Origin of the sequence: Roseomonas gilardii subsp. gilardii, from assembly GCF_023078375.1 — a bacterium.
Lineage (GTDB): Bacteria > Pseudomonadota > Alphaproteobacteria > Acetobacterales > Acetobacteraceae > Roseomonas > Roseomonas gilardii.
This window is the reverse complement of sequence record NZ_CP095555.1, coordinates 312,238-336,662: the sequence shown is the minus strand read 5'-3', so window position 1 is coordinate 336,662 and position 24,425 is coordinate 312,238. Positions and strand designations below refer to the sequence as shown.

Annotated in this window: 14 protein-coding genes and 1 pseudogene; 2 read left to right on the top strand and 13 right to left on the bottom strand. The window is 71.1% G+C overall.

Going from position 1 to position 24,425, the window contains the following annotated elements:
• Positions 1-11 precede the first annotated feature (11 nt).
• The 10 genes from rbsK to MVG78_RS21005 form a co-directional block, all read right to left on the bottom strand.
• On the bottom strand, positions 12-983 hold the full coding sequence (gene rbsK, locus MVG78_RS21050; protein ID WP_247560741.1) for a ribokinase: 972 nt from the start codon (positions 981-983) through the stop codon (positions 12-14).
• 158 nt (positions 984-1,141) lie between these two features.
• Positions 1,142-2,524, bottom strand: coding sequence for an aminotransferase family protein (locus tag MVG78_RS21045; RefSeq protein WP_247560740.1), 1,383 nt, complete (start codon positions 2,522-2,524; stop codon positions 1,142-1,144).
• Between the two features lie 258 nt (positions 2,525-2,782).
• A complete protein-coding gene (locus MVG78_RS21040; protein WP_247561156.1) occupies positions 2,783-5,638 on the bottom strand; it encodes a PAS domain-containing protein in 2,856 nt (951 codons plus the stop codon).
• Positions 5,639-6,414: 776 nt separating this feature from the next.
• Positions 6,415-7,566, bottom strand: a complete 1,152-nt coding sequence (locus MVG78_RS21035) for a hypothetical protein (protein ID WP_247560739.1) — start codon at positions 7,564-7,566, stop codon at positions 6,415-6,417.
• Positions 7,533-7,907 carry a hypothetical protein gene (locus MVG78_RS21030; protein WP_247560738.1) on the bottom strand — a complete coding sequence of 125 codons (375 nt, stop codon included), beginning with the start codon at positions 7,905-7,907 and terminating at the stop codon, positions 7,533-7,535. Before MVG78_RS21030 ends, MVG78_RS21035 begins: the two co-directional genes overlap by 34 nt.
• A gap of 1 nt (position 7,908) precedes the next feature.
• Positions 7,909-9,219 (bottom strand): c-type cytochrome, encoded by a 1,311-nt coding sequence (locus MVG78_RS21025; protein WP_247560737.1) that lies wholly within the window; start codon positions 9,217-9,219, stop codon positions 7,909-7,911.
• On the bottom strand, positions 9,216-9,770 hold the full coding sequence (locus MVG78_RS21020; RefSeq protein WP_247560736.1) for an SCO family protein: 555 nt from the start codon (positions 9,768-9,770) through the stop codon (positions 9,216-9,218). The genes MVG78_RS21025 and MVG78_RS21020 overlap by 4 nt, the downstream gene beginning before the upstream one ends.
• Complete coding sequence (locus MVG78_RS21015) at positions 9,767-11,617, bottom strand: YncE family protein (protein WP_247560735.1); 1,851 nt, start codon at positions 11,615-11,617, stop codon at positions 9,767-9,769. The genes MVG78_RS21020 and MVG78_RS21015 overlap by 4 nt, the downstream gene beginning before the upstream one ends.
• A 7-nt stretch (positions 11,618-11,624) precedes the next feature.
• Positions 11,625-12,260, bottom strand: a complete 636-nt coding sequence (locus tag MVG78_RS21010) for a hypothetical protein (protein WP_247560734.1) — start codon at positions 12,258-12,260, stop codon at positions 11,625-11,627.
• Between the two features lie 4 nt (positions 12,261-12,264).
• Complete coding sequence (locus tag MVG78_RS21005; protein WP_247560732.1) at positions 12,265-18,756, bottom strand: cupredoxin domain-containing protein; 6,492 nt, start codon at positions 18,754-18,756, stop codon at positions 12,265-12,267.
• 184 nt (positions 18,757-18,940) lie between these two features.
• Between MVG78_RS21005 and MVG78_RS21000 the strand changes: the two genes are divergently transcribed.
• Positions 18,941-19,267, top strand: a complete 327-nt coding sequence (locus MVG78_RS21000; protein ID WP_247560730.1) for a hypothetical protein — start codon at positions 18,941-18,943, stop codon at positions 19,265-19,267.
• 23 nt (positions 19,268-19,290) lie between these two features.
• Here MVG78_RS21000 and MVG78_RS20995 read toward each other — a convergent pair.
• From MVG78_RS20995 to MVG78_RS20985, 3 genes and pseudogenes are all read right to left on the bottom strand, one after another.
• A pseudogene (locus tag MVG78_RS20995) lies at positions 19,291-20,540 on the bottom strand (arsenic transporter).
• A gap of 30 nt (positions 20,541-20,570) precedes the next feature.
• Positions 20,571-21,893, bottom strand: coding sequence for an MFS transporter (locus tag MVG78_RS20990; RefSeq protein WP_247560728.1), 1,323 nt, complete (start codon positions 21,891-21,893; stop codon positions 20,571-20,573).
• An 88-nt stretch (positions 21,894-21,981) separates the two neighbouring features.
• Complete coding sequence (locus tag MVG78_RS20985; RefSeq protein ID WP_247560726.1) at positions 21,982-22,959, bottom strand: DMT family transporter; 978 nt, start codon at positions 22,957-22,959, stop codon at positions 21,982-21,984.
• A gap of 625 nt (positions 22,960-23,584) precedes the next feature.
• Here MVG78_RS20985 and MVG78_RS20980 point away from each other — a divergent pair.
• Positions 23,585-24,424: an undecaprenyl-diphosphate phosphatase gene (locus tag MVG78_RS20980; RefSeq protein ID WP_247560724.1), complete on the top strand. Its 840-nt coding sequence runs from the start codon at positions 23,585-23,587 to the stop codon at positions 24,422-24,424.
• Position 24,425 lies beyond the last annotated feature (1 nt).

Sequence of the window (24,425 nt, the reverse complement as noted above, 5' to 3'; positions counted from 1 at the left end):
GACAACCCGCCCTATGGTCGCGGCAGGCTGGCCCGGAAGGCCTCGAACCCCTTGGCGTCCGCGAAAGCCTTCTGCGTGCCGGGCCGCGTGATGGAATCCGCCGCATAGGCGGCGGCCCAGGCCATGGCGGCCTCGATATCACGCGACCCGACATAGTGCTGGGCGAAGGCGCCGATGAAGGCATCCCCGGCGCCGCTCGTGTCACGCGGCCGCACCGGCACGGGCGGCACGTGGCGCACCATTTCCGCCGTCACCAGCAGCGCCCCCTCGGCCCCCAGTGTGACGATCACCGTGCGGATGCCCTTTTCCACCAGCACCCGCGCCGCCCGCTCCGCTTCCCCGCGCGTCCCGGTGGGCAGGCCGGTCATGATGGCCAGTTCCGTCTGGTTCGGCACGAGGAAGGTGGCGGCGAGGATACGCCCGACATCCAGTTCCGGTGTCGCCGGCGCCGGGTTCAGCAGGACCTCGATCCCTTCCCGCGCTGCCCAGTCGATGGTGTGATAGACCGTCTCCAGCGGGACTTCGAGTTGCAGCAGGATCAGGCTGCATCGCCGCAGATCCTCCTCCGCCGCCTCGACATCAGCGGGCAGGAGGTGCTCGTTGGCGCCCTTGACGATCAGGATGCGGTTCTCGCCCGAGGGGTCGACGAAGATCGGCGCCACGCCGCTCTGCGTGCCCGGCACGGCGCGGACATGGCGCGCGTCGATCCCGATATCCTGGAAATTGCGGATCGTGCCCTCGCCGAAAAGATCGTCACCGACGCGGCTGACCAGCATCACATCGCCCCCCAGCCGGGCGGCGGCCACGGCCTGGTTGGCGCCCTTGCCGCCATGGCCCATGGAGAAGGAGGGTGCCGCGAGGGTCTCGCCAGCTTCGGGCATGCGGTCGATATAGGTCACGAGATCGACCATGTTGCTGCCGACCACGCCGATGCGGCCCCCCGCCGCCGGAGCGCCGGAGCTCCGCCCGCTGATCCCGACCATGGTTTCCATCCCCTTTCCCTGTTGTCAGTAGCCGGTTTCGCCAGTGCCCCGGGGCCCGGCGCCTTCTCCGGAAGGCGGAGCATCGATGAGGAACGGGCACCGGCGGCCCGCCGCTTCGGGGAATCCGCGGCCGTGGCGGCGGATTCCCGGATCGGGCGCTAGGCGGTCACGGCCGTCAGCGCCTGGTCGATCGCGTCGGTGATGCGGTCGATGTCCTTCTCCGTCGCGATCAGGGCGGGGCTGAGGGTCAGGGTGTTGTTCAGCCCGGGCAGAGAGCGGTTGGTGGCGCCGATGATGACGCCGGCCTCCATGCACTTCGCCACCACGGCCTGGACCTTCGCCTCGGCCAGCGGCTCCCTGGTCCCGCGGTCCGCGACCAGCTCCGCGCCGTAGAACAGGCCGCAGCCGCGCACGTCGCCGATCACCGCATGGCGTTCCATCAGGGCCAGCAGGTTGTCGCGCAGGCGCAGGCCCATCCTGGTGGTGTTCTCCAGCAGGCCCTCATCCTCGATGATCCGCATGTTCTCCAGCGCCGCCGCCGGGCCGGCCAGACAGCCGCCGAAGGTGGAGATGTCGCGGAAATAGCTCATCGGGTCCGCGGCATTGTCCTTGAAGAGGTTGAAGACCGCCTCGGTCGTCACCGTGCAGGAAATCGCCGCATAGCCGGAGGCGAGGCCCTTCGCCATGGTCACGAAATCCGGCTGCACGCCATACTGCTGATAGCCGAACCAGGTTCCCGTCCGGCCGAGGCCGCAGACCACCTCGTCGATATGCAGGAGGATGTCGTACTTCCGGCAGATCTCCTGCACGCGCGGCCAGTAGCTCTGCGGCGGGGTGATGACGCCGCCGCCGGCGGTGATGGGCTCCAGGCAGATGGCGCCGACCGTGTCCGGGCCTTCGCGCAGGATCACCTCCTCGATCGCATTGGCGGCGGCGATGCCGTAATCCTCGGCATCCGGGTACTGGCTGCGGTATTCCAGGCAGTGCGGCACCTCCGCGAAGCCTTCCGGGAAGGGGCCGTAATCGGCATTGCGCTGCGGCTGGCCGCAGGCGGCCAGGGCGCCGAAGGTGGTGCCGTGGTAGTCGCGCTCGCGGTAGAGGATCTTCCACTTGCGACCGCCGTGATGGCGCGCGGCGATCTGCCGCACCATCTTGAAGACCTTCTCGTTCGCCTCGGAACCGGAGTTCGAGTAGTAGACGCGGCTCAGGCCCGGCATCTTCTCGATCAGCCGCTTCGCGAAGGCCGCGCCCGGCGCGCTGCCCTTGGCGCCGGCGAAGTAGTTCAACTTCACGAGCTGTTCGCGCACCACATCGGCGATGGATTCACGGCCATAGCCGACATTGACCGTCCAGACCCCGCCGGATGTGGCGTCCAGGTATTCCTTCCCCTTAGCATCCCACACGCGCATGCCGCGGCCCTCGACCATCAACTGCGGATCGACGGTCTCATAGGCCTTGTGCTGGGAGAGGTGATGCCAGACATGCGCGCGGTCGGCCTCGATCAGCCCGGCAATGTCGTTGGTCTTGGGAACGTAGTTCATGATCAGCCCTTCGCTGGATCGTTCGAACCGGACAGGCGCCGCACCCGGCTGCTTCGGCCCTCGGCTCCGGCGGAGCGGGCCCGGCCGCGATACCAGGAACATGCTGGAATGACGACGGCGGGGAGCGTAACGCGATGCGGCGCCCCCCTCAAGCCCCGCCCGGCGCCTCGGGGGCCTTCCCAGGGGGCATGCGGCATGGCCCCTGGGAAGGCCGGGCGCGGACGGCACCGGTCCCCGGGGGGGGGGCGGCAGGGGGACCTATGCCGCCGTGATCAGGTCCCGGATACGGGTGGCCAGGGCCTCCATGGCGAAGGGCTTGGTCATGACATGCATGCCCGGCTCCAGGTGCCCGTCCCCCACCACGGCGTTCTCGGCATAGCCGGTGATGAACTGCACCTTCAGATCCGGCCGTCCGACCCGGGCCGCGTCCGCCATCTGCCGCCCGTTCATGCCGCCGGGCAGCCCGACATCGGTCACCAGCAGATCGATGCGGGCATCGGATTGCAGCACCCTGAGGCCCGAGGCGCCGTCTCCGGCCTCGATGGCGGCATAGCCCTGCTCCTCCAGCACCTCCATCACCAGCATCCGCACGGTGGGATCGTCGTCCACCACCAGGACCGTCTCGCCCAGCTCCGCCCGGGGCGCCTCGGCCAGTTCGGGCACCGCCTCGGCCAGTTCGGCCTCGCCCAGATGGCGCGGCAGGTACAGGCACACCATCGTTCCCTGCCCGACCTCCGAGTAGATGCGCGTCTGCCCGCCCGATTGCCGCGCGAAGCCGTAGATCATTGACAGGCCCAGGCCCGTGCCCTGGCCCAGGGGCTTGGTGGTGAAGAACGGGTCGAAGGCCTTGGCGATGATGTCGGGCGACATGCCCATGCCCGTGTCGGAGACGCAGAGCGAGATGTACTGCCCGGGCGCGATGTCGCGTTCGCGGGCGGCGCGCTCGTCGAACCAGCGATTGGCCGTCTCGATGGTCAGGCGGCCTCCATGGGGCATCGCATCCCGCGCATTGATGCACAGGTTCAGCAGCGCGTTCTCCAGCTGGTTGGGATCGACCAGCGTCGGCCACAGCCCGCCCGCCCCGACCACCTCCAGATCGACGGAGGGCCCGACGGTGCGGCGGACCAGCTCCTCCATCCCCGCCACCAGGCGGTTCGCATCCGTTGGCTTGGGGTCGAGGGTCTGGCGCCGCGAGAAGGCCAGGAGCCGGTGGGTCAGGGCGGCGGCACGCTTGGCCGCCCCCTGGGCGGCGACGACATAGCGTTCGACATCCTTGTACCGCCCCTGAGCAATGCGGGCGCCGAGGAGTTCCAGGGCGCCTATGATGCCGGTGAGCAGGTTGTTGAAGTCGTGCGCGATGCCGCCGGTGAGCTGGCCGACGGCTTCCATCTTCTGGCTCTGGCGCAGCTGTTCCTCGGCGAGCAGCAGGTCGGCCGTGCGCTCGGCGATGCGCTGCTCCAGTGTCTCGGTCAGGGCGCGGAGCTCGGCGGTGGCGCGATCGCGCTCCGCCTCCACGGCGCGCCGCTCCTCCACATCGATCAGCACGCCGGGAAAGCTCAGCGGTGTCCCATCGGGCGCGAGATCGACACGGCCATTCGCCTCGATCCAGTAGTATTTTCCGTCGGTGCGCCGCACCCGGTACTGGTGGGCATAGGCGCCGCCGCGGGCGATGACCTCGTTGATGGCGGCGATGAGACCTGCCTTGTCGTCGGGATGAACGGTCGCGACCACCTGCTCCAGGCTGAGGCCGACGCGCCCGAGTGCGGGATCGAGGCCGAAGCTGCGGGCGAACGCCTCGTCCACCGTGAAGCGGTCGGTCGGAAGGTCCCAGAACCAGGTTCCCACGATGGCCCCGGCCGCGAGGGCGAGCTGGACGCGCTGGATGTTCTGCCGCGCCACCGCCTCGCTCTCGCGCAGGGCCTCCTCGACCCTTTTGCGGTCCGTGATGTCGAGCACGGTGCCGATCAGCCGCACCGGCTGTCCATCCTCGAAATGCGTCTCGCCCTGTGCCGAGACCCAGCGCTCGATTCCATCCTCCAGCCCGATGGTGCGGTACTCGGCAACGAAGTGGCCCGACCCGGCCGGGTCCGTGGATTGTCGCACCGCCCTGTCCGCCCGCGCCCTGTCCTCCGGATGCAGTCCCGCCAGGAAGGTGCCCTCGTAGCTCACGGGCGCTCCGGCTGACAGGCCGAACAGCGCGCGGCAGCGGTCGTCCCAGCTCAGTTCACCCGTCTGCACCCAGTAGTCGAAGATGCCGATCCCGGCCCCCGTCGTCGCCAGCCGCAACCGGTTCGCCTGGTCGCGCAGGGTGGCATCGGCCCGCCGGCGCTCGCTCTGGTCGAGCATGGCCCCGATCATGCGGATCGGGCGCCCTCGGGAGTCGCGGATCACGTAGCTGCGGTCCAGCACATCCGCGTAGTTGCCGTCGGCACGGCGGAAACGGTATTCCTCTGTCCAGCCCGTGCTGGTTCCGTTGATCACCGCGTGGATGCCGCGCTCCACCCGCGCACGGTCCCCGGGATGAATCTGGGCGATCCACCAGTCCCCGGTCGGCTCCACCTGTGCGGGGGTCCAGCCATAGGCATCCTCCAGCGCCTCGTTCCAGAGAACCTTGTTGTCGTCGAAGCTCCAGTCCCAGATCGCGTCGCGGGTCGCCCGCTGCGCCAGGCGGAAGCGCTCGTTGACCGCTTCCAGTGCCTGGCCCGCGAGGTGCTGCTCGGTGCGGTCCCGCAGCAGCTTGAGATAGCCGGTATGGGTGCCCCGCTCGTCCCGGAGCGGCATCATCTCGCCGGAGGCCCAGAAGCGGGAGCCGTCCCTGCGCCGGTGCCAGCGATCGTCGGCGGCCCGCCCGTCCAGCGCCGCCCGGGCCATCTCGCCCCCCGGGAAGCCGGCCGCCTGGTCCTCCGGCAGGAAGATCAGGTCCGCGGGCCGGCCCAGCATCTCGGCCTCCGTCCAGCCCAGGATGTTCGCCGCCCCGGTGTTCCAGCCGGTGACCCGGCCTGTCAGGTCCAGGCTGATAATGGCCAGGTCCGTGGCACTGTCCAGAACCTGCCGCCGGAGGGCCTCCGACCGGGCCTGCTGCGCCAGGCTCAGGCGGAGGCTGAGCTGGCTCATGACCTGGCGGGCCAGCGTCTTCAGCGCGAAGTGCTGGCGGGGTGTCAGGCCCTCCGGCCGGGGCTTCGTGTCGAGGACGCAGAGCGTGCCCAGGGGCAGTCCGTTCGGGGTCTCCAGCAGTTCGCCCGCGTAGAACCGCAGCCCCGGACCCGAGGTGACCAGCGGGTTGCAGGCGAAACGGGGGTCCTCCAGCAGGTCCGGGATGACCATCTCGCCGGGCCGGAGCATCGCCCGGGAGCAGATGGAGTTGTCGAGGGGCATCTCCCGCACGCCCAGGCCGACCTCGGCCTTGAACCACTGCCGGCTCTCCGCGATCAGGTTCACGGCGGCGATGGGCGCCTCGAGCAGGTCGGCGGTCAGGCGGGCGAGGTCGTCGAAATCCTGCTCCGGCGGCGTGTCGAGGATGGCGTAACGGTCCAGGGCCGCGAGCCGTTCGGCCTCGGTCCAGGACAGGCCCTCGTTCTGTTCGGTCAACGGGATCGGGCTTTCAAGGGAGCCCTGTCCGCCGGGCGGCTGGCTTGCTCGATGGATGGGGATGGTTCGGCCGCTGTCAACCGCACCGGCCCAGGCTGCCATTCCCGCCCCGGTGCGGGATGCAATCCGGGCGCGGACGGGACGGTCGGGGCAGCACGCGGAGGCATGGAAGCCGCGTATACAACGGACCGGCCGGAATGTAATCCTCATGCCCCTTGCTCCCGGGACGGTGACCAAGCCGGTGACCGCCCCGGGCCGGTGCGCGCTGCCCCGAGCGGCCCGCCGGAAGGGCCTCGTGTCGCCTATTCCCCGTCGCAGGCCCGCCTTGGCCCGTTGCCGATGGGCTGCGATTGGGGATGCCCCGATTCCGGGAAGGGGGCCAGCCGGCCCAGTGGCTGCTCCTGGCTGCCCACCGGCGCGAAGCGCCCGCCGCCGGCCGAAAGGAAGCAGAAATTCTCGAAGGGCACCGGCACCGGGAAGCCACGCAGGCCGAAGCTGGTCGGCTCCGGATAGATGTACTCGTTGACGGGCGAGACATAGGTGCCAGAGGTCAGCCCTGTATCGGGCAAGGGCCCCCGCGCGCTGTCGACGACCCGCACCAGCACGTCACGGCGCACGGCGCGCGCATCGTCCTTGGCCGGCCAGGTGTTGCGGAAGCGCCCGAGCTGCGGACCGTTCGAGGGGGGCAGCCCGCCCGGCCCGCTGATGGACAGGCCCTGGAAGGGCGGCTGGCCCGGCGGCCGGTTGCGGTGGCGGTCGCTGTCGATCAGCCAGACCTCCACGTTGCGGGTCGGGTCGGTGGTGAAGCCCACGAGGCGGAAGCGTGTCGTCTCCTCCTGCGGAATGCCGGGGAACTGCTCGCCCTTGGTACCCTGGATGGCTTCCTCGACGAAGAGATAGACCGGCTCCGCGCGCGGCGAGGTGTAGATGCCGAGCTCCGCGTTCAGCCCATGCGCCGCGACCATGAAGCCGCCCGCCGGATGGGGCATGAGGATCCCCGCATAGGTGACGTGATCGCCCTCGCGGAGCGGCACCGGCAGCTTCGGATCGCAGGCCGAATGGGCCGCGATGCCGAAGGCCGGCTCGCTGCCGCAGATGAAGCGGGTGGGGTCTCCGGGCGGGCGGTTGCCGGCCTTGCAGGTCCGGGCATTGGCCGCCCCCTGCACGCAGACCGGGAACCCGGTGCTCGCATGCACCGCGGCGTTCTCGGGGTCCATGGCGAAACGCAGGTCCAGCACCGGGTCGGCCGGCGCGAAGATGCCTTTCAGATCGTTGAGCCGCACCCGCGCGCCCGCCGTCCCGCCGCGGTCGCCGATGCGCATCTCGCCGGTCACGGGGTCGATGGCCTGGATGTAGCCCGCCCCGACATGCAAGGCGCCCTGGGAGATGCGGACCACGCCGGCGACATAGCGCCCGCCGGTCACATTGCCGATGATCTCCGCCTCGAAGGGCACCTTCGGCGGCGTGGGATCTTCCAGGGCGAGTCCGCTCTGCTCTGCAACCCCGCCAGGCGTGGGCCGAGGAACAGGTCGTGCGCCGTCATGTAGCGGCCCGGCAGGGTGATCAGCAGGTTGCGCGGCAGGACGACGGTGATGCCGCGCACCGTCATGCTGGCGGAAGCGAGCGCGTCGCGCGGCGCGTCGAGCGAGAAGCGCTCGATATGCCCGATCAGCGTGAACCCCGTCGTCTGCGCCGCGGCCATGCCGCCCGGGAGCATGCCCCATCCCAGGACGGCGATACCCAGCAGATGGCGCCACGCCCGGCGCCATGGTCGCATCTCGGTCAGGCCGCGCATCTCAACCTCCCTGCTTCGGCGTGGCATCTGGCCCCGCCCCTGCGGCACCGGGCCGGGCGGCGGGGCCGAGTTCGATCAGCTCCGGGTCCCAGCCGTGGCGGCGGCGGGGGCCGTAGCGCAGCGGCGCGCCCGGCAGGGCCTCGAAGGATGCAGGGAGTGCGTCGAGGGGCGCGCGCTCGGTCAGCGCATGGCCGGACTGGGCCAGAACCTCCACCGCCAGCCGCGCCGCCACGAGGCCGAGCCGGCGCCAGGGTGCGATGCCATCCTCTTCCTCGAACAGCGCGGCGGGAAAGGGCAGCACCACCTGCCACCGCCAGCCGGAGGGAAGCGCGGCCCGCACGGCCGGCGACGCGCCGGCCAGGCCGCTGCCGAGACAGCCGGCGCCTCCCGCGCGCCGCAGCGCCTCGGGCAGCGCCGCCGGATCGGTCAGCCAGGCCACCGGCTGGGGTCCCGCCCCCGGCGGGGCAACAGCCAGGCCCAGGCGCGTCCCGGCCGGGCAGGACGCCAGCGCCGCGGCCAGCATGGCCTGCTGCATGGCCCGGGGCGCCAGCAGGTCGGCGGTCCAGCTCCGGGTCCGGTCATTCCCGGCGCGCGCGACCAGGGAGCCGATATGTGCCACGCGTGCCTGGGCGAGGATCGCCTCGGCCCCGGCATCCTCCTGCCACAGCCCGCCGACCAGCATGAAGACGGGTTGCCCCAGCAACCGCCGCAGCGCCTCGGCCGTGCCTCCGGCCGCGCCGTCCTCCACCCGCAGTTCCAGGCGGCGGCCATGCACACGCATCCCGGCGAGGCCCTCTTCCAGCCCCGCCAGCACCGCCCGCGCGGTCGCGGCGGCGCGGCCCGAGAGCGGGAGCACGGTGCCGAGCAGGACCCGGCCGGCCGTCACGCCCGGCGGCCTGTCCTCCGCCGTGCCGACGACGCGCAGATAGGCGAGCAGGGCCTCCGTTTCCGCCGCGTCGAGCCGGTAGCGCGGCATGGCGGGGTCCAGCACCCGTCCGTCCCGGCCGATGCCGGAAAGGATCGCCGCGCGCACCGCATCCGCATCCGGATAGGCGGCGGCGAGGCCCGCCGGCCGGGCCAGCGCCGCCCAGGTGACAGGGGGTGCCACGATCCCGCCTTCCCGCCGCCCGGCGGCGTCGGCGCCATGGCAGGCGGCGCAGGCGGCGAAATCCGTCGGCAGCCGGTTCGCGGTCGCCTCGCGCCCGGCGGCGAAGGGACGATGCCCCTGGAACAGGGCGCGCCCCGGCTCCGCCGCCGCCACGCCTGCCATGGCGGCCAGCAGGGGCAGCGCCCACAGGATACGCCGGGTCACGGCGCCATCTCCCGCAACATGGAGGCCACCTGCCCGGGCGGCGTCAGCGCGCCGACCCGCCGCCATGTCCGGCCGTCCGGTGCCCCGAGCCAGATCTGCGCGGCATGCTCCTCCGGCCGCGCGCCGGGCTGGCCGAACGAGGTCCAGACCCGTTGCAGCGCCTGCGGGTCGCCGCCGAGCAGGAACCAGTCATGCTCGGGGCCCAGCAGGAGGCCGAAGCGCCCCGCATAGGCGCGCATCGCCTCCGGCGTGTCGCCCAGCGGGTCGAGGGTGATGGAAAGCAGCAGGGGACGCGCCCCGGCCGTACCCCGCAGCTCCTCCTGCAGGACCTGCATCGCGGAGGTCTGGGGCGGGCAGATCGTGGTGCAGCCGGTGAAGAAGAAGCTCAGCACCACCGGGCGCCCCCGGGCGATCCCGGCGAGGGAGCGCGGCGTGCCCGACTGGTCCAGCAGGGACACGCCGGGCAGAACGATGCGCTCCGCATGGGCCCGGCGAGCCGTGGTGGCCAGAGAGATAGCCAACGAGGCGAGAAGCAGGGCGCGGCGGGTCATGGCGAAGCCCCGGGCAGGACGCCGATGCGGCCCGCGGCGAAGGAGAGATTGCGGGAATCGCTGCCGACCATGGCCTCCACCCGGGCCCCGGCGGGGATGGCGATCCGCGCGGCATATTCGCCGGAAGCACCCGCGGCGCGGAGTGGGGCGCGCCCCTCCCAGGCCGTGTGGCGGTCGAACAGGAGCAGTTCCAGATCGGCGATACCGTCGAGCGGTTCCGCCCTGCCCTCGCGCACAGCATCCACGCGGATTCGGATCGTGGCCGGCGACGCTTCCTCCCGCCGCAGCGTGACCAGTTCCACGCGCAACGCCGTGTCCGGCATGGCCGGAGATGCCGCGGTGGCAGGCAGATCGAGCGGCCCGCACAGCGCGAAGCGCGGGGAGGCGCCGGCCAGCACCAGCTCATGCGGGCCGCCGCGCAGGTGCCGCACCGGGCTGCGGTAGAGGCCCGCCGCCACCTCTCGCGGCGAAAGGTCCAGCACATGCAGGCCGAAGGCGGCGCGGCGGTAGTTCGAATAGCTGCCGATCGGCGCCATCATGCCTTCGCCATACTGATAGACCATGCCATCCGCGGGCGAGGCGACCAGGATGCCGGTGCCGCTGGGCAGCGGGGCGGCATGCGCGGCGCCGCCTGGCGGAAGCGCCACCCCCGCCCGTCCCAGCGTTACCTCCACGGGATGCACCAGGCCCTGCCGCAGATCGCCGAGCGGCCAGAGCGTGGCGCGCCCTTCGGGGAGGCTCAGCGCATAGGCGAAGCGGTCGGTCAGCAGCAGTTCATGGGCCTGGGGGAGGGTTTGCATCCTGGCCTCGACCCGGGCGGTGGCGAGGTCGAGCAGGCTCGCCTGCCCGCCGCCCATCACCAAAGCGCGCCGCCCGCCATCGGCCAGCGCGAGCGCCGTGGCCGGATGGCCCAGCTCCACCACCCGCTCGGGAGCGGCGCCGGCACTGCCCGGATCGATCCAGGCGAGGCGGCCATCCGCCGTCGCGGCGATGATGCGCCCGGCCTGCGCGCTATGGGCCAGCAGGCCGACCCTGCCGCCGCCGGGAAGGGTCCAGTGCCGTTCGGCCCCGGTGGCATGCAGCACCACGTCCCCACCCTCATGCCCGGTCACCGGGGCCGGCAGGCCATCGGCGACGAGCAGGGATTCCGGTGCGGCGCCGGGCAGCAGGGCGAGCGGCGCCTCGGGGTGGTCGGGCGTGACGACGCCGAGCCCCTGACGCCCCCCCAGGGCCAGGAACAGCCGGCCGGTCGCCGCTTCCCAGCCGAGCGCGGCCTCGCTGGCCTCGCCCGGCAGCGCGATGCTCCGTCCGATGCGGCGCGACTGGAGATCCACCCTCACCAGCCTGTGCGGATCGGCCAGGACCACCCAGGCTTCCATCCGTTCAGGGATGGGCAGCCAGGCCCGTGGCGTGCCCCCCAGTTCGACGATCGATTCCAGCTTGGCGTTGTTCAGCGGCACGAAAGGATTGACGACGGCGAGCGTCCCATCCGTGTTGAGGGTGACGATCCGGTGGGTGTTGAGGTCGATATCCGCGCGCTGGCCGATGCCCTGCCGCGCCAGCAGGCGCACGCGGTCCGCGCAGGTGGTCTCCGCCTCCGGCAGGGCGGCGCGGCGGCGTTGCAGCCAGGCGACGAGACGGCCCCGCTCGTAGCGTACCGGCGCGCCGGTCGCGGCATCGCTGACCCGGATCTCCAGCATGCCGATCCCCGGCTCCTCCCGGCCCTCGTAGCGCCAGGTGACGCGCAGGCCGTCCTGCGCCCCCTCCCCCGCGCGGGGCTGCGGAACCTCCGCACGCGGCGCGGCGATGGCGGCGATGCAGCCGAGGAGGATGAGGGAGCGGCGCATCCCCGCCTCAGCTCAGCGCCAGGAGCGAGCAGAGGGCGATCTGGTCCACCGCGCCAGGTGTGGCCGGCGCGATGTCGAAGCGCGCCTCCACGATGCCGCGGTCGCCACGGGCGCCGAGGAAGGGTGCCGTCCGGGCGGCCGGGTAGCGGCCCCGCGCGCCCGTGACGCCATTTCCTGAAATGGCCGCTTCGAAGGAACCGCTCCGGCTCTGGCGCACCCAGAGCCGCGCGGTGTAGGGGGTGCCCGCCGGTTGCGTGGATGAACTGCCGGCAACGAAGCAGCCCAGCGACTGGACCGGCTGCGAGAAGCGCAGCCGGATGGGAGCGCTGCTCGCAGAAGGCGGGCCGGGCGAGCAGGCCGCCACCAGCAGGCCGTCATTCTCCAGAACGCAGACATCGAGGCCGGGGCCGCAGAAGCGCAGTTCCACCCCCATCCCGCTCACCCGCACCGTGGTCTGCCGGAGCGGGTAGTCGAGCGTGGCCGGAAGCTGGCCCGGCAGCAGCGGCATGCTGCGCAGGGCGAGCACGTCGCCGACCGGGCAGTTCCGCGCCGGCAGCCCCTGCCCGGCCGCCGGGTCCTGCCCCCAGTCCAGCCACCAGCCATGGGCGAGGTCCGCGTCGCTGACGATGGGTGCGACAGCCATGGCTTCACTTCCTTCCGCTCGGCGCGGAGCGTGTGGGCGGCGGGGTGACGCGCAGCAGGCCCCATAGGCCGCCATCGAACAGGAAGCTCGCCTGGCTGCGGATGAGGTAGTCCATGGCGATGCCCGACCGGCCGCCCGCCTGGAGGCCGTAGGTCACCCCCATCATCGGCCCGAAGCCGTTGGTGACGCCCTGGCGGTAATAGCCTTCCTCCGGCCTGAAGACCGGCGGCGCCAGCGGGCCGCGCGTCGAGGCGGCCCAGGGGAAGGGGCTCCAGCCATGGCCGCTGACCGCGAAACCCTGCTGCCGCGTATGGCCGCCGGGATGGACGATGTGCAGCCGCAGGGGCTCGCCCGGCCGGGCCGTCAGGATCGGCGTCTCCGGGTCGCAGGGCTGGCCGGGCCGGAACGCCGTGGGCGGCATGCCGGCGGCGCAGCGGCCACCGGTCAGCATGCGCGAGCTGAGGATGGCGGCGTAGTCCGCCTCCTGGCGTTGCTCGAAGGCGACACTCACCTCGTTCACGCTGCGTGCCCAGAGCGGCTCGGTGCGGTAGTTCAGCGCCTTGAGGCCGTAGTCATCGGGTTCCTCGGCACCCGAGAGGTTGGGCAGCGGCATGCCGCCGCGCGTCGCGTTCACCGCGTCCTGCACCATCAGCACGTGATCGACATAGCGGCTGCCGCCGCGCTGGCAGATCTCGGCGCTGACGCCACCCGGCACGAGGCTGCCGTCGCGCCGGCGCCGCGCGAAGCGGTTGTCGGTGCAGACATCGGAACCTTCGGGGCCGATCACCAGCGCGCCGCCCAGCCCGTGCATCGGATGCTTGACCGGGTCGGCCAGGCTGCGCAGCGGCAGGGCGCCGAATTCGGCGGGCAGGTTGCTGCCCGGCGCGAAATCCGTGGCGCTCCACCAGAATCGCCGCAGGCCGCCGAAGATTTCCGCCGTGCCGCAGCGCGTATCCTGCGGATGACAGGGCGGCACCAGCGAGCCCTGGCCCCAGGCCCGCTCGTCGAGCCCGCGCAGGCGGTCGGCGGCGAGGCCGTTCCAGCCGACATTGCTGCCATCCGCCGCGATCATGTTCTGCGACAGGCGTGGCGCGGACAGGCCCACCGAGGCCGAGCTGCGGAACTGGTTCACGTTGAACCCGTCGGTGATCATCGGCAGGAAGTTGTGGTAGGCGCGGCGCTCCTCCACCTCCCGCGCGAGCCCGTCCTCGCCGGGCGGAACGCCATCCTCCATCACCGCCGGCAGATGGTTGCGCAGGGTCACTTCCAGGCAGGCGCCCGCCGGGGCGCGCATCACCAGCGGCTCGATCTGGCGGTCCTTGCGGGCGAAGTCCCGCCGCAGGCGTTCCAGCACCTGGGCGTTGGAGAGCGGTGCGCTCGACCCGCAGCCCGCCGCGGGGGTCGTGCCGTCGCAGCGGCGCTCCTCATTCAGCACATAGATGATGGCGCGGTCGTCGCGGATTCCGAAGCGCTGACTGTACTCGATCCCGCTGCGTTGCGGAGCGTCGCAGTCGCCCTGGAGGTCGCAGACCCGCACGGCGCTGACGTCGAAGGCACGATAGGCCAGGGGCTGCCCGGGCTCCGGCGTGCAGACGGCGCGCTCCCGATCGTCGGCAAGCCGTGGGGCCGGAAGAGCGAGGGGCGCCACGTTGCGATCCGGCGAAGCGGGCCGGCCCAGGGACGCCGGCAGGGTCGTGGCCGCCGCGATGCGCGCGGCTTCCGGTGTGCCGGCCAGGGCGCGGATCGTCGGTGGCAGCGTCTGCGCACCCGCCGCGCGGAGAGCGGGTCGGATGACCTCATCCGCGACGGCGGCCACGAGACCCTGCTGCTGCGTGGCCCCGCGCAGGCGCAGCGTGGCGGCGCCCGCGGTCCTTTCCGGGTTGGTCACCCGCATGATGCCCCAGAGACCGTCCCAGACCTGATCCACCGAGGAACCGAAATAGAGCTGGTCCACCGAAGGGGTTCCGACATTCTGCACGGCGATATCCGCCTCGAAATGCTCGGAGATGCCGATCGGCTGGGCGTTGATGAAGCCGGTGCCCGCCGCGTCGGTCATGCGCCGCCAGCGCACGCCGTTCATGGTGAAGACATGCTGGGCCTCCTGCGCGCCCTGGATCAGGCGGATCTGCGCCCGCTCCCCATCGAAGGCGCGGAAGATCGGGGTGGCCGGATCGCCGAAGAGGCGCCAGGCCTCACGCCGCTCGATGCGCGGGTCGCAGGCGCCGCCCTCATCCGTGGCCGGCATCAGCATCCGGGAATAGAGGGCGCAGTTGAAATCGCGGCGCCATTGTTCGACCGCCGCCACCACCTGCGAGAGCTGCGCCTCATAGGGCGTGCCGCGCAGGAGATCGCGCGTCGCGCCATGCACCTCGACGGATTGCGCCGTCGTGGCGAGCAGCGCGTCACGCCCCGCATGGACGCGGCTGCTGAAGGCATTGGCCATGTCGCCGAGGCAATCCGTCTGCCCTGGCAGGCAGGCACTTTGCAGGTCCGCGCGCAAGGTGGATTGCCGGTAGCTCACGCCGCCGAGGCGCGGGTCCGGCGTTGCCTCGCTGATGCGGAGGGCCACGGGTTCGTGGCGGTAGTTGAAGTACTGGCTCCCCGGGTCTTCCGAGGAGATGGCGAGCGGACGCGCCGGCGTGGCCGCCACGTGGCGCCGGCCGAAGCGCAGGGCGGTGTTGTCGCGGAAGCCGGCATCGCCCAGCGGTTCGGGATTCACCGGCTCCAGCGCGGCGGTATAGGCGATGCCGAAATCGGCGATGGCGAGCGCGAATTCCCGCCGGTTCTGGTCGGCCGGGATGCAGGCGGCGTCGGCCTGACCGGCGGGGCGCGGCGTGCGGCCGGATTCGGGCTGCAGCGACACATCCTCGCCCGCCGCGTTCACCTGGCTGATGGAATTGCCGTCCCGCACACAGCGGGGTGCGATGATATCGGCCATGGTGCCCGTGGGGCCGCCATCGGCACGCAGGCGAAGCGGGATGCGCGGTTCGATGGGCGAGAGCGGGTGGCTGCCGTCGCGCCGGATCGCCGCCGCGGTGGGAGCGGTGAGGTCCGAGCCGCCGAACAGCTTGCAGCGCACGCGCGTGGCGTCGTCGGAAACGGGGTCGGGATTGCCCGCCGCCAGCGCCTCGGCCCGGTCGCGGCATTGCTGCTGCGCCGCGAGGTCGAGCGGCTGGGTGCCCCGGAGGTCGGCCACTTCCTGCCGGGTGAGCGGAGCCTCGCCGCTGCGCACCCAGAGCGAGTTCGCCGGCTCGATGACCAGAGCGGCGTAGAGCCCGTGCTGCTGATGCGAGCTGGGCCCGAAATGGTCATGGGTGAAGACGGTGCGCAGCGTGTTGTCGCGGTCGCGCCTGTCGGGACGGCGGCTCAGGACCGGGTCGGCCCACCAGCGCTGCGTCGTCCGCTGCGCGCCGCAGAACGGGTGATGGAGCATCAGCCGTTTCAGATAGTCGCCGGTCGATTCACCGGGTTCCCTGGCCGCGCACTGTCCCTTTTCGAGCAGGGAGGCGTAGAGTGCCGGCTCACGCTGCGCCGCCTCGTGGATCGTGCCACCCGGCAGGAAGAGCGGATGCTCGCGAAGGGTCAGCGGCTGGGCCTGACCGGCCGGAGACTCGTTGTGGCGCAGAACACGCTCGCGCACCTCCTCCGGCGAGAAGGTGCCGTCCTCGTAGTTCCAGCCATTGCCCGAACCGTCGGAGGAGGTGACGTCGAACTTCACCAGGTGGATATGCTGGCCGATCGTGTCGGTCGGCGTGGCGATCTGGAAATCATCGACGTTCAGCAGGCTCGGCACCAGGTTGGTCGAGCGGAAGACGATGCATTCGCCGGAATTGGCGCGGAAGAAGAGCGGCTCCGGCAGGCGCGTGCGCGTGGCCGGGTCGATGATGTGGTGGATGTCGTCCTCCAGGACGATGATCCGCCCCTGCGGATCGAACCAGCCATGCCGGTTGTAGACGAGCTCGGTCTGGATGAAGGCGGCACGGTAGTCACGCTCCGGCGCCTCGGCCGGACAGGGATTGGCGAAGGGCGCGCCGGGCGCGCGTGGCAGGCCATTGACGAAGAACAGGGCGTCCTGACCCTGGGCGGGCGGGCTCTGCACACTCACCAGGGGCGCTCGCACGGTGCGATAGGCGCCAGGCGTCGGCCACCATTCCGGATGCGGTGCCTGCGGCTGCGTCACCGGTACGAGACCGGGCGTGCCGAGCTTTCCCTCGTGAAACGTCATGGCGCGTTTCTCGCTGTCCACGCCACTGTGCGGCAGCGGAGCGATTTCGAGTTCCGCCCATTCATAGGCGAGTGCGGCGAAATCGCGCGGATCGGCCTGCCGGCTGACCCGTTGTGCGATCACCTGCGCGGCTGCTCCACCGCGTGAAAGTGCCGCTTCGAGCACCCCCGGGTTGTCGATGGCGGTGTCCAGCCTGCCCGCGCGCACGACATGCCGGGGCAGGCCACCATTGATGACGGCTTCGCCAGGAGGTTCGGACGCCATGTCCGTCCAGTCCGCATCGGCCCGCACATCCATGTCCAGCACGGGCTGTGGCGGGCGGTGCCCGGTCTGTCCCGGGATGTAGTGCGGATAGCCGGGGAATTCGGCCGTGGGCAGGGGTGCCATCGCCGAGCCGGGGACCGGCACCAGCGCGGGCGCGGCGGTGCCGGCGGCGATCTCCGCATCCGGAAGGTTGCGCCAGCGCGGGTCGTTGTCAGGGCCGGCGGGCTGATCCGGGCGGAACCAGCTCCGGCCATGCAGGCCATCCTCGAAAGTGTCATGGACACGCCAGAGTTCCCACATGCCCTGCGCGAAATGCGGATAGAGGTGGCAGTGGAAGATGCTGTCGCCCGGCGTGTAGTTGCGGTTGCCGGTGCCGCCGAACTCGATGCCGTAGCTGAAGGTGGTGCCGGGCGAGATGGTCTGGGAATCGAGATAGCTCGAATCCGGGTCGGTCGCATCCATCACCCATTGATGGGCGTGCAGGTGGAAGACATGCGTCTCCTTCGGCCCCGCATGCAGGTTGCGGAACCGCACCGCGTCGCCGAGATAGGAGTGGTGCACGTTGGATGGATCGTCGGGCCAGCGGACACCGGACGGGGTGTCGCCGTCATAGGCGAGGATCAGCGCCGGGTCGCCGGATGCCCAGGAGCTGAGGAAGAACTCCTCGGCGCGGCATTCGGGGCAGTTCTGCAGCGGCGGCCGGTTCATCTGCGCCGGCGTCGCCGCCACCAGCGATCCCATGCCTGAGGCGCCGTAGTTGATGCCCATGCCGTCGCGGATCTTGGAGAGCGGGTTGTTCTCGTTCTCCAGCACGTCGAAGGCCTGCCGTGCCGGCACCTCGTCATGCAGGATGACGGTGAATTCGCGGAAGGGCCTGGCGCAGTCGCTGGCGTAGTGCCGGCAGGGGGTGGGGCCGGGCGGCGTCACGATGATGGCGTTGAGGTCGCTGTGCGTGATGCGGTTCTGCGCGTCGCGCATGTTGAGCAGCGGGACGCGGCTGCCATCTGGCATGATGCGCTTCGGGTCTGGATGCGGGGCCTCATAGGCGATGCTGGGATAGCCGTGACCTTCGCCGGCGGTGGATTTTGCCGTGGCCCAGAGTTCCTCATGTGTCACCTGGGAGCGGTACCAGCGCGCGCCACGCGGCTCGACATTCACCGAGGCGAAGAGGCCGAGGCCGATCTGCCCGCCATCGCCCTCTCCGCCAACGGGCGCCGCCGTGGAATAGGCGAAATAGGCGCCCTCCCGCTCCGCATGCCAGCGCGTGACCACGCGCTGGCCGGGCTTCGCCAGCGAGCCGAGATCGAAGCCGCTCCTGACCGCGGCGGAGGTCGCGGGATTGAACACGACGCCCTGGCTGCCCGGAATGCCGACATTCGATCCGTCACCGCCGCAGGCTGCGTCCCGAGGGCAATCGCGCGGTGTGATCGGCGCCAGTTCCAGTCCCGCGACATGAAAGGACGCCGCGCGCGTGCGTGGCGCGTCGAGGCTGACCGGTCCCGGCCGCACCCTCGCCTGGCGCGGCCGCTCACCGGGACGGCTCGCGGTGTGGCCGGGGAGGCTCCCGCCATGGTCGGGCAGCACGCCGCCCTCCTCCTGCCAATCGGGACGCAGAAGATTCTGGAAGGTGACTTCGAGGCACTCGCCCTCGTTCACGCGCAGCACCAGGGGCCGAGGGCGCTTGTCCGGCCGCAGGCGGACCCGACCAGGCCGGAGTTCGGGCGAGGCATCGAGCGAGACGACGTCGTGGCGCAGGGCGAAGAGCATTCCCGCAGGGACGAAGGCACCGAAGCGGTTCAGCAGATAGGATTGTTCGAGCGCCACGATGTCGGCGCGCACGATGCCGGTGCAGCCGGGACCTTGTTTGGAATCCTGTCCGGAACGTTGCATCACCGGCCCATCGGCCGCCATGCCGAGCGTGACGGCGTAGAGGAGCGGTACCACGGACAGGAGCAGGTGCCGGGCGAGAGCGGTGGAGAGGATGGCGGCAATGGCGTGGAGCATCATAGCCGTGACGTTTCCTCCCCGATCCCGCAGGAGCGCCGTGCCCCCGGTCACAATCGCAATGAGCGGCCCCTCTGACGCCCTGTCCTCAGGGGTTGTACATTGCCCAATCGGAACAATCAGACCTTATGCCGCAACTTCATTTGCGGAACATATTGTTTCGAAGTTGACACGAATTCGTGATGCCGTGTCCGACCGTAACCGGTTCCGCCAAGGACGCATGCGGGATCGCGCGGCGGAAACCTTGTGGATCGCCCTGAAAGCCGACAGTAATCCCCGCGCGTCTTCCTCGGGGAATTTCATGCGCTGGCTCTACCTGCTGATCCTGTGTTCGCTGGCAGGATGTTCCGATGGCCTGCGCACGGCGAGCACGCCGGTCAATCCGAATGACAGGGCGGCTTACTGCGCCGAGCAGGCCCGGCAGGCCGAGGTGAGCTACTCCGCGAAGGATCAGTTCGACGCCTTCTTCGCCGGCACCCAGGCGCACCGGGACTGCCTCAGCGCGCGACCCTGAATGCCGGGCTGGATTCCGGCAGCCTAGAAGCCCTGGTGGATCAGTGCCGCCAGGGAAAGCAGCAGCGCGGGCGGCATGACCAGCGCGCCGAGCTTCAGGAAGCTCCAGGCGCTGACATCCTGGCCTTCGCGGCGGATCGCGACGAGCCAGAGAAGCGTCGCGAGCGAGCCGGTCACCGACAGGTTAGGGCCCAGATCCACGCCGATCAGGACAGCCCCGACCGTCTCCGGCGGCGATCCGGCCGCCTGCACCACGGCGCCGGCCAAGAGGCCCATCGGCAGGTTGTTGACGAGGTTGGACAGCAGGGCGACGCCCATGCCGGCCCCCCATGCCTCCATCTGGATCGAGGCGGCCTGCCCGAACTGGCGTGCCAGCCCGCCAACGGTGCCCGCCGCTTCCAGCCCCGCGACCAGGACGAAAAGCCCAGCGACCAGCGGCAGCACGCTCCAGGAAACGCCGGCCAGGATCGCACCAGGCCGCTGGCGCGCCACGAGCATCACCAGCAGGGCCGTGCCGAGCCCGGCCAGGAAGGTCGGCAGCCCCAGATCGTGCCCGCCCGCCGAGACCGCCAGCATCACGGCCACCGTCGCGGCGATGCCGGTCCCCGCCACGACCCCTCGCGCGGCAGGGAAGTGGCCGGCGCCTCATGGGCAATCGGCGCCGCCAGCCTGTGACGCTGGGTCAGGCGCAGCACCAGGAAGGTGGCGGCGATGGACAGGATGGACGGCAAGGCGAAGAGGCGCAGCCACTCCAGCAGGGGCGGCATCGCGGCGCCATAGACCACGAGGTTCGCCGGGTTGGAGATGGGCAGCACGAAGGACGCCGCATTGGCGACAAAGGCGCAGGCGAAGAGATGGGGCATGGGATCGGCGCGCGCGACGCGGGCCGCGGCATAGACGGCGGGCGTCAGCACGACGGCGGTCGCGTCGTTGCTCAGGAACACCGTGACCAGCACGCCGACGGCATAGACCAGCCCGAAGAGACGCCGCGCGGAGCCACCAGCCATCCGCACCGCGAGGCCCGCCATCCAGTCGAAGAGCCGGCCGCGCCGCCCGACCTCGGCCAGCAGCATCATGCCGACCAGGAACAGATAGACATCCGTGCCGCGCCGGACCCCGGCCCAGGCATCCCGCCATGGCAAGAGGCCCAGGCCGACCAGGAGTGCCGCCCCCAGGACGGCCCAGACCGCCTCCGGCCAGCGGAAGGGCCGGAAGATGACGCCGGCCGTCGTCAGGCCCGCGACCAGCCAGATTGCCGCCGGCGCGGCCAGCATGTTCGTCATCCCGGGATCTGCCGCCCTATCCTATTCCGCCGGCACTGAGGCACCCCGGCCATTCCCGGGTTCCACCGGGTCATGGCGGGCCACGCTCCCGCGTGTCTCCGGCATCAGGAAGAGGTAGCCCAGGAAGCCGGCCGCCGCGATGGCACCCAGGGACAGAAAGGCGGCCGCGTAGCCGAAGCCGACGATGATGCCGCCGGCCAGGCTGGCACTCGCCGCGGCCCCCAGGCCCTGGGCCGTGGCGATGGCACCCTGGCTGACATTGAAGCGCCCGGTGCCGCGCGTCAGATCCGCCACGACCACCGGAAAGAGGGCGCCGAAGATGCCCGCCCCGACCCCGTCCAGGAGCTGTACTCCCAGCAGCCAGTAGGGGCTGTCCGAGACGGTGTAGAGCAGCCCGCGCAGGGCCAGCACGCCGAAGGCGGCGAGGAAGAGGGGCTTGCGGCCCCAGGCATCCGCCTTCGCGCCCGCCAGCATGGCGACCGGCACCATCACGCATTGCGCCGCCACGATGCAGCCCGCGATCAGGGAGGTGGCGTAGTCCTGCCCCACCACCCTGGTCAGCAACTGCCCGACCGAGGGAAGCATGGCGGCATTCGCCAGATGGAAGCAGGCCATCAGCGCCGCGAAGACGAGGAGCGGCCGGCATGCCAGCAGCACGCGCCAGCCGGACGGCTCCTCGCCATCGGGCCGGCCGGCGGCGCCTCCATGTTCCAGTCCGCGGGCCAGATCATTATCGATCGCCTGCGCGGGAATCGTCAGCATGGCGCCGATGCTGAGCACGGCCAGCGCGGCCATGATCCAGAACACCACCACCGGGCCGAAGAACACGGCGCTCACCGCCGCCAGCGCCGCCGAGGCCGCGTTGCCGGCATGGTTGAACGCCTCGTTCCGGCCGATGCGGCGGGAGAAGGCCCTGGGCCCCACGACGCCCAGGGTGATGGCCGCCAGGGCCGGCGGGAAGATCGCCCCCGCGATGCCGGCGAGGGACTGTGTCACGGCCACGGCGTAGAAGCCGCTGATGAAGGGCAGCGCCAGGCAGCTCAGCGTCACGGCCAGGGCCGCGATGATGACGATGGCGCGCTTGTGCCGGCTCCGGTCGATCAGCGCCCCGGCCGGGGTCTGGGCCAGCAGCCCGGCGATGCCCGCGATGGTGATGACGAGGCCGATGGTGGCCTCGTTCCAGCCATGCTCCGGCCCCCGGACCGCGAGGAGGTAGATCGCCAGATAGGGCCCCAGCCCGTCCCGGACATCCGCCAGGAAGAAGTTCAGCCCGTCCAGCCCGTAGCGGATGCGGGGGGGCGTGTCGTTCCGCTGCAGCGGGAGCGGGGGGGCGGCATCGGCCATGCGGTCGGAGTCCTCGGGTGGGCCCTGGCCAAACGCCATAGGGAGTTTCCGGGTTGGCCCCGGACATTCCGCCGCCAAACCCCGCTCCTCAGCCGGCTTCGCGCTGCTCCCGTGCCCGCAGCCTTTCCCGGTGCGCGGTGTAGAGGCCGCTGGCGATGATCACGCCCGCCCCCAGGAGCATGGCCTGCCCCGGAACGGCGGCGAAGACGGCATAGCCGACCAGGGCGGAGGTGACGATCTGGCCATAGGAGAAGGGCGCCAGCACCGAGGCAGGCGCCTGGCGGTAAGCCTGCACCACCAGCATCTGCCCCGCCGAGCCCAGCACGCCATGCAGCACGCCGAGGCCGAATTCCCAGCCCGTCGGCATGCGGAAATCGAAGGGCAGGAAGAGGGTCAGCGCCACGAAGCCCGTGCAGGCCGTCCAGAACATAGTGGTGGCGGGTTGGTCCGCCACGCCGATGCGGCGGGTGATCACCACCCCGCCCGCCCAGGCGGCGGCGGTCAGCAGGGGCAGGACGGCCGCCCACTGGAAGGTGCCGCCACCGGGCTGCACCACGATCAGCACGCCCAGGAAGCCCACCAGCAGTGCGATCCAGCGGCGCGGACCGACCACCTCCCCCAGCACGGGAATGGACAGCAGGGTGATGAAAGTCGGCGCCACGTAGTTGATGGCGGTGGCCTCGGCGAGCGGGAGATAGCCGAGGCCGATCACGAAGAGGACGGAGGAGGTGAGGATGCAGAGCCCGCGCAGCGACTGCAGGCCGGGCCGCCGCGCGTGCAGGCCGCGAAAGCGGTTCCGCCCCAGCAGCGCGAGGGTCATCACCACGAAGACGAGATAGCGGATCCAGACGATCTCGCCAGCCGGCAGGGTGACGCGCAGCAGCTTGGAGACGGCATCGGAGCAGGAGAAGAGCGTGACCGCGGAAAGGATCAGGAGGATGCCGCCGAGCACATTGTCCTGCGGCGCCATGATGGCCGGAACGCTGCCGCGCGGCGCAGTGGCCGGGGCGATATCGGGAGGGATGGGCGCCTCCGTGGCAGGTCCTTCCGCGGGATCTGCCGCCATGTCCCCGTCCGACCTGGCCGCGCCATCCGGTGCGGTCATGGGAAAGGGTCTCGGTCCGGTCATGGTGCTCGCTGCGATCCGTGTTCGGGAAAGGAAGGTATCCTGTCCGGACATGGCCACAGGATGGGCTTGTGGGGCAAGGCATGGGGGCAGCATTCCGGACGGCCTGGGCCGGATACCGGCCTCAACCCGCCCCATCGGCCGCGTCGCATGGGGCTGCCGGCCCCGGCTTCATTGGGAAAAGCACATCGTCCCGTGAAGGGGTGGCAATGTCGCCGCCCCCATGATGCAGCCCCTCCCGGCCGCAGAGGCGCTGACGATGCCCCGTTCCACCTCCCATGCCGGCGCCATGGCCGCGCCCTGCCACAGGCGCGGGAGGCCAGCCGTAGCGCGGAACTGAAGCGCGGCACCCGCCGTTCCGAAGCGCTGGCGTGCCTCCCCGGCAGGCCGTGGCTCCGGCGGCGCATGCGCCGGCGCGCATAGGGGCGCCCGCGGGCGTGCCGATCCGACCCCTCCGGCGCCGGTTTCGTCCGCGCCCTGCCCTTCCGGCTTCATACCAACACCGGCATCCGGGCCAGCCCCATGAGCGGCGGACCTCGATGGCGGACAGCAGGAGCAGCTTTTCTTGACAACCCTCCAGGCCATCCTGATCGCGATCCTGCAAGGCGCGACGGAGCTCTTTCCCGTCAGCAGCCTCGGCCATGCCGTCCTTCTCCCCGCCCTGCTGCACTGGAACCTGGACCAGCGCGCGCCCGAGTTCCTGCCCTTCCTGGTCATGCTGCATGTCGGCACCGCACTGGCGCTGCTGCTCTACTTCTGGCGCGACTGGCTGGCCCTTCTCCGGGGCGTGCTGGGGGCGGGGCAGGCCGGCGAGGTGCGGGAGAACCGGCGCCTGCTCCTGCTCATCGTCATCGCGACCATTCCCGCCGTGATCGTCGGCTTCGCGCTGGAGCACTGGCTGCGGGGCCTGTTCGGTTCCCCCGTGGCCGCCGCTGCCTTCCTCGCCGTCAACGGGCTGCTGCTGCTGTTCGGCGAAAGGCTGCGGGGGCGGGCCACCGCGCCGCGGCCGATGTCCTCGCTCACGCCGGTGGATGCCCTGGTGGTGGGGGTGTGGCAGTGCGGGGCCCTGATCCCCGGCATCTCGCGCAGCGGCGCCACCATCGTCGGCGGCCTGCTGCGCGGCGTCTCCCATGAGGGCGCCGCCCGGTTCAGCTTCCTGATCGCCACGCCGATCATCCTGGGCGCGACCGTGCTGGAGGTGCCGAAGCTGCTGCATGCGGCCATCCCGCCCGGCACCTTCGGCCTCTCGGTCCTGGCCGCCGCCGTCGCGGGCGTGACCGCCTGGCTCAGCACCGCCTTCCTGATGCGCTACTTCCGCGAGCACGAAGCCTGGGCCTTGAATCCCTTCGCCTACTACTGCCTGCTCGCGGGGCTGGGCAGCCTGGCTTGGTTGCTCCTCGGCTGAA